At 63.1% G+C, this 9,173-nt stretch carries 4 protein-coding genes; 2 read left to right on the forward strand and 2 right to left on the reverse strand.

Annotated features, from left to right (window positions below; genetic code table 11):
• Positions 1-121: 121 nt before the first annotated feature.
• Positions 122-4,936 (forward strand): NAD-glutamate dehydrogenase, encoded by a 4,815-nt coding sequence (locus tag EN949_RS15320; RefSeq protein WP_127365864.1) that lies wholly within the window; start codon positions 122-124, stop codon positions 4,934-4,936.
• 80 nt (positions 4,937-5,016) lie between these two features.
• Here the strand turns inward: EN949_RS15320 and EN949_RS15325 are convergent, their stop codons facing one another.
• Positions 5,017-7,161: a TonB-dependent siderophore receptor gene (locus EN949_RS15325; protein WP_127365863.1), complete on the reverse strand. Its 2,145-nt coding sequence runs from the start codon at positions 7,159-7,161 to the stop codon at positions 5,017-5,019.
• Positions 7,162-7,515: 354 nt separating this feature from the next.
• Between EN949_RS15325 and EN949_RS15330 the strand changes: the two genes are divergently transcribed.
• Positions 7,516-8,892: an MFS transporter gene (locus tag EN949_RS15330; protein ID WP_063170394.1), complete on the forward strand. Its 1,377-nt coding sequence runs from the start codon at positions 7,516-7,518 to the stop codon at positions 8,890-8,892.
• Positions 8,893-8,945: 53 nt separating this feature from the next.
• On the opposite strand, the gene EN949_RS36155 is transcribed toward EN949_RS15330, so the two are convergent.
• On the reverse strand, positions 8,946-9,173 hold a 228-nt coding region (locus tag EN949_RS36155), incomplete at its 5' end, for a hypothetical protein (protein ID WP_206534950.1).

Here is a 9,173-nt window from a genome sequence, read left to right on the forward strand (position 1 = left end):
GTTGCGCGGCATCTTGTCGCCAAATTCCGATAATTCTTGGCAAGCCGTCAAACCTTTGTCGCCAAACAGCGGTCATCTGCTACCATAGTCGTAAAAGCATTCGACGGGAGGGACGTGCGTCATGGCCAGCGTGAAATCCGCGAGCAAGCCGAAGAAAAAAGCCACGGCAGCGCTTAAAGCGGAGGAAAGGCCAGCCAGGCTTGCAGACTATCTGCTCGCCCGCGCGCCAGCTGAAGACATTGCTCCCTACGATGTGGCCGACCTGGAGCGGGCTGCCGATCTCGCCGGCCAGGCAGTCGCCACTCACAGGAAAGGCGAGTGCGTCGTCGCCGTCGATGCCGATTCGGGCGTTGTGCGAGACGGCCGCCCGATGACGGTTGTCACGGTCGTCAACGACAACATGCCGTTCCTGTTCGATTCCATCCTCGGCGAGATCACCGAGACATCGGGCGAACCGACCCTGGTCACCCATCCGGTTATCGTCGTGCGCCACGGCAAGGGCGGCGTGGAAGAAATCCTCGGCGACGGCAATTTCGCCAAGGACGATGGCAGCCACGACCGGCTGAGCGTCATCCATGTCCACATCCCGCGGCTGACATCCGAGCAGGCGAGCGGATTGAGCGAGCGGCTGCGCAAGATCCTTGGCCAGGTTCATGCCGCCGTTCACGACTGGAGGCCAATGCTGGCCCGCCTCGATCAGGCGATCTCGGAATTCCGCTATACGGCCGTGCCGCTCGACAAGAAGAGCGTTGCCGAGGCTCTCGCCTTCCTGGAGTGGCTGCGCGACGACAATTTCACCTTCCTTGGCATGCGCGAGTTCAAATACACCGGCGGCGAGGAAAGCGGCACGCTGGAGCGCGCTGAAAAGCCTGGCCTCGGCATCCTGTCCGATCCCGACGTGCTGGTGCTCAGGCGCGGCACCGAAGCGGTAACGACGACGCCGGAGATCCGCGCCTTCCTGCATGGGCCGGAGCCGCTGATCGTCACCAAAGCCAATGCCAAGTCGTCCGTGCACCGCCGCATCTATCTCGATTACATCGGCATCAAGACCTACACCGCCAAGGGTACGCTCGCGGGCGAATTGCGCATCGTCGGCCTGTTCACCTCGACCGCCTACACGCGCTCGGTGATGAAGATCCCGTATCTCAGGTCCAAGGCCGAAACCATCATCGCCAAGTCCGGCTTCGACCGGCACGATCATTCCGGCAAGGCGCTGATCAACGTTTTAGAGAGCTATCCGCGCGACGAACTGTTCCAGGTGCCGGTGCCGATCCTGCGCAAACATGCCGCCGCCATTCTGGGCCTGGTCGAGCGGCCACGCGTGCGGGCGCTGGTGCGCGCCGACCAGTTCGACCGTTTCGTCTCAATCCTCGTCTTCGTGCCGCGCGACCGTTACGACAGCGTCGTGCGCGAGAAGATTGGCTCCTATCTGAAAACCGTATTCGAAGGCCGGCTGTCGGCCTACTACCCGGCCTTTCCCGAGGGCGGGCTGGCGCGCGTGCACTTCATCATCGGCCGCTCCGGCGGCAAGACGCCGAAGGTCGAGCAAGCGACGATAGAGGCGGCGATCCGCGACATCGTGCGTACCTGGGAGGACGCCCTTTCCGATGCGGCCGAGGCCAGTGGCGGCGACCAGGCTTTGAAGGCGATTGCCGCGCGGCTGCCGGAAAGCTACCGCGATTCGTTCAGCGCGGCGGTGGCGCTGGCCGATGCCGGGCGCATTGCCAAGATCAGCGCCGGCAATCCGATCGCCATCGACTATTATCGCCATGCCGAGCAGAAGCCGCACCAGGCATCGCTGAAAATCTATCACCATGGCAGCCCGGTGGCGCTGTCGCGCCGCGTGCCGGTGCTGGAAAACATCGGCTTCCGCGTCATCAGCGAGCGCACTTTCGAGGTCGGCGACGACCAGGTCGGCACGATCAATAGTGATCGGCCCGGCTTAGTCTTTATTCATGACATGGAGCTTGAGAACAGCTACGGCCAGCCGATCGACCTGACCGATGGCGGCGCGCTGTTCGAAGATGCGTTCCTCTCCGTCTGGCGCGGCGACGTCGATAATGACGGCTATAACGGCCTCGCCCAGACCGCCGGCCTGTGGTCTGGCGAGATCACCATCCTGCGCGCCTATGGCCGTTATCTGCAGCAGGTCGGCATTCCGCAAAGCCAGGATTTCATCGCCGCCGCGCTCAACCGCTATCCCGACATAGCGCGTGGCCTGCATGCGCTGTTCATCGCCCGGCTTGGCCCGACAGCGGAGACCGAAGGCGTGGTGGCCGCAAAGCACCTCAAGGCCAAGATCAAGGATGCGCTGGAGGATGTGCCGAACATCGACGACGACACCATCATCCGGCGCTACCTCAATCTGATCGAAGCCACGCTGCGCACCAATCATTTCGTTGCCGATACGAAAGAAAAGGGCCAGTCGCTGGCGATCAAGCTGGACTCGCACGCGGTCGAGGGCTTGCCGGCGCCGCGGCCGTGGCGGGAGATCTTCGTCTACGGCTCCGAGGTCGAAGGTCTGCATCTGCGCTTCGGTCCGGTGGCGCGCGGTGGCTTGCGCTGGTCCGACCGCGCCCAGGACTACCGCACCGAGGTGCTCGGCCTGGTCAAGGCACAGCAGGTCAAGAATGCCGTCATCGTGCCGGTGGGCGCCAAGGGGGGCTTCTATCCGAAGAAGCTGCCGATGAGCGCCGGCCGCGACGCGATCTTCGAGGCCGGTACTTCGGCCTACAAGAACTTCGTCTCCAGCCTGCTGTCGATCACCGACAATATCGGCCTCGACGGCGTCATCCCGCCGGCCGGCGTTATCAGACGCGACCCGGACGATCCGTATTTCGTCGTTGCCGCCGACAAGGGCACGGCGACCTTCTCCGATACCGCTAACGCGATCTCGGAGAAGCACGGCTTCTGGCTCGACGACGCCTTCGCCAGCGGCGGCTCGGCCGGCTATGACCACAAGAAGATGGGCATCACCGCCAAGGGCGCCTGGGAAGCGGTCAAGCGGCATTTCCGCGAGATCAACCGCGACATCCAGACCTCGTCCTTCACCGTCGTTGGGGTCGGCGACATGTCAGGCGACGTGTTCGGCAACGGCATGCTTTTGTCGCCGAAAACCCGGCTGATCGCGGCCTTCGACCATCGCGACATCTTCATCGATCCCGATCCCGACATGGCAGCCTCGATGGCCGAGCGCGAGCGCATGTTCGCGCTGCCGCGTTCGAGCTGGCAGGACTACGACAAGACGAAACTGTCGGAAGGCGGCATCATCGTCTCGCGCAACCAGAAATCGATCACCTTGCCGGCGGCGGCGGCGGCGGCGATCGGCCTGGCCAAGACCACCGCCACGCCGGTCGAGATCATGACCGCCATCCTCAAGGCGCCGGTCGATCTCCTCTGGTTCGGCGGCATCGGCACGTATCTCAGGGCATCGACCGAGACCAATGCCGAGGTCGGCGACCGCGCCAACGATGCCATTCGCATCACCGCGCTCGACGTCCGGGCGAAAGTGATCGGCGAGGGCGCCAATCTCGGCGTCACGCAGCGGGCGCGCATCGAGTTCGGCATGAATGGCGGCCGCTGCAACTCCGACGCCATCGACAATTCGGGCGGCGTCAACTGCTCCGACGTCGAGGTCAACATCAAGATCGCGCTGGCTTCCGCCATGCGCAAGGGGTCGTTGACACGCCCGGCACGCAACAAGCTGCTGGCCGAGATGACCGAGGAGGTCGGCTCGCTGGTGCTGTCCAACAACTACCAGCAGACGCTGGCGCTTTCGATCGCCCGCAAGCGTGGCCTCGCCGACATCGCGCATCAGAGCCGTTTCATGACAGCGCTGGAGGCGCGCGGCCTGCTCGACCGTGCCGTCGAGACGCTGCCGTCGCCGGCAGCGCTGGCCGAGCGCGAAGCGCGTGGCGAACCGCTGACCAGAGCCGAACTCGGCGTGCTGCTCGCCTATGCCAAGATCGTGCTGTTTTCCGACATCGTCGCCAGCGACGTGCCTGATGACGCGCATTTCGACCGCGACCTGATGGGCTATTTTCCCGACCAGATGGCGAAGAAATACGCCGCCGAGATCCATGGCCACAGGCTGCGCCGCGAGATCATCACACGGGTCGTCGCCAACGATCTGGTCAATCGCGGCGGCCCGTCCTTCGTCAACCGGCTGCAGGAGGCCACCGGGCGCACCGCCGCCGACGTGGTGCGGACCTTCGCGGTGGTGCGTGACGGTTTTGCCTTGCCGGCGCTCTATCGCGAGATCGACGCGCTCGACAACCAGATCGACGGCCAGGTGCAGCTCGATCTCTATCAGATGGTCAGCCGGCTGATCTATGTGACCAGCGGCTGGTATCTGAAGAACGATGCCGGCACGGCACCCCTCAGCCAGCGCATTGCCGAGTTGCAGGAAGCCCGCAAGGCGCTGGAGCCCAAGCTCGTTTCGCTGCTGCCGGCCTTTTCACGCGAGCGCATCGAGGAGAAGCGGCATGGGCTGTTCAAGGCCGGCGCGCCGGAAAGCTTGGCCGGGCAGCTGGCACTGAGCGAGGTGGCGGAACTCATCCCCGACATCGCGCTGACGGCGCGCACCGCCGGCGCCGATATCGTCACCGCGGCCAAGGCGTTCTTCGCCGTCAGCGATGCCTTCCGCATTCCGCGTGTCGAGGATGCCGCACGCTCGATCACGCCATCGGACTACTACGATCAGCTGGCGCTTTCGCGCGCCACCGACACGATCGATGCGGCACGGCGCGGCATCGCGGTGGCGGCGCTCACCGGCCACGCCAAGACGGCCGATCCGGTGGCTGCCTGGCTGGACGCCGGCGGCGAGCGGGTGGCGCGCATCCGCGAGCGGCTGCAGGCGTTGACCGAGGGCGGCGACATCACCGTGTCGCGGCTGTCGGTGGCGTCGGGGCTGATGAGCGATCTGACGGGGATGTGAACCGTCGATGATTGCCACACGCATTGTCGGGTGCGTGTGGCGCCTTTTCCAATGTTGTCGGCGCTTGGCGTTCAGCAAGCTCACCAGGAATGTTTGAGGGTGCCGACGATTTTCAGCCGGTCGCCGTAGAATTCGGCCCCGTAATAGCTGGTTGTCAGATACTTCCGGTCGAACAGGTTCGTTGCGTTCAAGGCCAACGTCACGTCCTTGGTCATCTTGTAGCTAATCGCCGCATCCACCAGTGCGTAGCCGCCAATCGAAATGGTGTTCGCGTCATCCCCGTAGGTTTGTCCGATATAGCGCACGCCACCGCCGATGGTCAGGTCGCCACGCGGTCCATCCTCGGGAAGCGTATAGTCAACCCAGGCTGACGCCAGGTGGCGAGGAACGCGCTGCGGCCGATTGCCGGCATTCCCGCCAATGCCGTCTTCCAGGATCTCGGCATCCCAGTAGGAATAGGCAAGCGTCAGGTTCAGGTTTTCCGCGATGGCGGCCTTGCCCTCGAGTTCGATGCCGCGGACGCCAACCTTGCCGATCTGCTGCTGGACAACAGGCGTGACATAGGTCGGAACATTGGTTTGGGTAAGGTCGAAGACCGCGGCTGTGAACAGGCCGTCGAAGCCGTCGGGCTTGTACTTGATGCCTGCCTCATACTGTTTGCCCTCCTGAGGCTTCAACGAGCCCGAGACCGCATACCCGTTGGCGCTTGGCGACACGAGCGGCTGGAAGCTTTCCGAATAGTTGGCGTAGACCGCGAGGTTCGGCGTGAATTTGTAGGTCAGGCCGGCGCGCTTGGTGAAGGCCGATGCGGTGTCGTCGTCCTGCGTTCCCAGGTCGAGATAATCAGCTGTCGTCTGCACGCGGTCCCAGCGCCCGCCCAAGGTGACGATCCAGCGGTCGTCAAACGTCAATTGCTCCTGGGCATAGACACCGACCGCCTGCTGCTTGACCCGCCAGTTCACATAGGGGCCGAGGTTGATGCAGGACAGACCGCAATAGGTCGGGTTGTCGATGTCGATGGGGCCGGCAGTGCCGAAGAGGATGTTTTCATGGGTGTTGTCGTTGGCGTAGTCGACGCCGACAAGCGTCTTGCTGGCGACCCGGTCCCAGCCCGTATCGTATTGCAACTGATTGTCGAAGGCATAGCGGTTGGACAGGCCGCCGACCGAAAATGCCGTGCGGTCCGCCGTGGGGTCAAGCGACGCGCCGTAGACCTCGGCGTAGTCGAGGCTCAAATGCGTGTAGCGGGCATTGGAGCGGAAGGTGAGGTTCTCGTTGAACTCATGCTCGAACTGGTAGCCGATATCGACCTGCTCGGTGTTGAAGCGGTTGAAATCCGGCTCGCCCAGGAAGGTGACGATGTCGATATTGGCGCCGGCCGGGGTGCCGCGTGCGCCTGTGCCATCTCGCTTGTAATAGTCAGTCAGGATGGTGAGCGAGGTTCCTTCCTCGGGCTTGATGGTCAACGCAGGTGCGATGTAAAGCCGGTCGTCGTTGGAATAATCCCACCCTTGATCGCCATCCTTGGCCAGCCCGGTGAGCCGATAGGTCCACACGCCATCGGCGTCGATCGGCCCGCCAAAATCAACGCCAATCTCCTTGGTGCCGTCGCCATAGGACGTGTAAATCTCCCCCTGCTTCTGATCCAGCGGCCGCTTGGTGATGGCGTTCACCAATCCGCCAGGGCCGTTGAGACCAAAAAGCGTCGATGTCGATCCTTTCAGGACCTCCACGCGCTGGAGTCCGTAAGGTTCGAGACGGCTGGCCGTGAACCAAGCGGGGATGCGCGCCGTCAAGCCGTCGCGATAGGTACCGAGCGATGTCTGGTCGAAACCGCGGATGCGAATATAGTCGTATCGGTCATCATTGCCGAACTCGTCGGTGAGGACGCTGGATGTGTAGGCCACGGCCTGCTGGAGGCTTTCGACATGGCGCGCCTCCAGTTCCTTTTGGGTTACAACTGAAACCGAGGCGGGAACGTCGACGATCGGCGCATCGGTCTTGGTGGCGGTCGCCGTATCCTTGGCGACGATCGTTTGATCGGGCCCGCCAACGCGGTCCGACTTGCCGGTGACGACGATCGTTTCCAGTTGAGTTGCATCGTCCGGCGAAACGTCCTGGGCCCGGCCGCTCCCCACCATTCCAAAAGATGCCGCTATCAAGGCACTGCTCGCAATCAATCGCCTTGCCTGAATGCGCAACAATGCCTGTCGACCAATCGTCATCTCTTATTCCCTGTCAGACCAATTTCGAGCAGTTCGGCCGGTCACCGTTCCGGCCCTGCGCGAGCGCAATTAGTCAAAGCGGACAAAAAGAGTCAACTTAATAATCAAGAAATCCACGCCGGCGACAATCGTTGCGAAGCAGGGGGTGGAGGACGGCGCCGGACCTACGGTCCGACTTCCCCCACGAGAAAAATACGGGCTTGGTTCGCGAAGCGGACGAAAGCCGGTTGCATGGCTTTCGAACAGTGAACGCCCGGCAGCGTCAAGGGTACGGCACCGAGCTTCGTTCATTGCATGAGCGCATGAAACATGCAGACATGGCGCCCGACACGGAACCGGTGCCGAGGGATCATGATGACGGTAGAGACAGTGCAGCGTGCGTCCGGGCGCGGCATCTGGGGATGGATGCTGTTCGACTGGGCGGCGCAGCCGTTCTTCACGGTCGTGACGACCTTCATCTTTGGACCTTACTTCGTCTCGCGCATGGCGAGCGATCCGGAGACCGGCCAGGCGGCCTGGGGCTACGGCATTGCCGCGGCCGGTCTTGTCATCGCCGTGCTGTCGCCTATCCTCGGCTCGATTGCCGACCAGACCGGCCCGCGCAAGCCCTGGATCGCATTCTTTGCCGCGGTCAAGGTCACCTGCCTTTGCATGCTTTGGTTCGCGGCCCCCGGTTCGAACCTTTTCCTGGTCGTGCTATTCTTTTCGCTGGCGTCTGTCGCGGCCGAGTTTTCGACCGTGTTCAACGATTCGATGATGCCGCGCCTGGTGCCGAAGAGCGAGATCGGCCGAATCTCCAACATGGCCTGGGGCCTTGGTTATCTCGGCGGCATGATCGCGCTGATCTTCGTCGTCGCTTGCTTGGCCGGTTCGCCGGAGACCGGCAAGACGATCATCGGCACCGACCCGCTCTTTGGGCTCGACCCGAAGCTCGGCGAGGACGCGCGCGCAACCGGGCCTTTGTCAGCCGGCTGGTACTTCCTGTTCATCCTGCCGATGTTCTTTTTCACCCCCGATGCCATCAAGGGCCTGCCGATCGGCCCTGCGGTGCGAGAGGGGTTGGCGGAGCTGAAAGTGACGCTGGGCGAGGTGCGCAAGCGCAGCGGCATCTTCCGCTTCCTTGTCGCCCGCATGATCTATCAGGACGGTGTCAATGCGGTGCTGGCGCTGGGGGGCACTTTCGCAGCAGCGATGTTCCACTGGTCGATCACCGAAATCGGTATTTTCGGCATCATTCTCAACGTCGTCGCCATCTTCGGCTGCCTGGTTGCAGCCCGTCTCGATACGGCGCTTGGCTCAAAAACCATCGTCATGATCTCGCTGGTCCTGCTCAGCATCGCCACGATCGGCATCGTCTCGACCGGACCGGGCTATACTTTGTTCGGCCTCTGGATGATGCTTGGACCGGACAGCGGTGGCCTGTTCGGCACGGCAGCGGAAAAGGCCTACATCTTCTTCGGCCTGTTGATCGGTGTGGCTTTCGGGCCGGTGCAGGCGTCGTCGCGATCCTACATGGCGCGCAGCGTCACGGCCGCCGAATCCGGCCGCTATTTCGGCATTTATGCGCTGGCCGGACGGGCGACCAGTTTCCTGGCGCCGTTCATGGTCGCGTCCGTCACCCTGGCCAGCGGCTCGGCACGGCTCGGCATGGCGGTGATCGTGCTGTTCCTCGGGATCGGCATGGCGATCCTGGTCAAGACGCCCTATCCAGCGGACCGGCCGGCGGATTGAGTTCTTTCTTCCTTCTCCCCCTGTGGGGTGAGCGGCCGGTTCGCGAAGCGAATTCATCGTGCCAGTGGCACGATGAAAGGCTGACGAACGCCGGGACGCTGCGGAGCAGCGGGGACCCGGCAGGGCGGATCGTCCACCGCCCGGCCCTTCGCGGGCTCAGGGCGTTCGAAGCTCGAAAAGCCAAGCAATTGGCTTTTCGTTTGCTGCGCGAACCGCTTCTCACCCCGCAAGGAGAGAAAGAAGAAGTGCGTCAATGCCTGAAATGCCGGACGCCCGTAAAC

It is taken from the genome of Mesorhizobium sp. M7A.F.Ca.US.007.01.2.1, from assembly GCF_003998165.1.
In the GTDB taxonomy this organism is placed as follows: Bacteria; Pseudomonadota; Alphaproteobacteria; order Rhizobiales; family Rhizobiaceae; genus Mesorhizobium; species Mesorhizobium ciceri.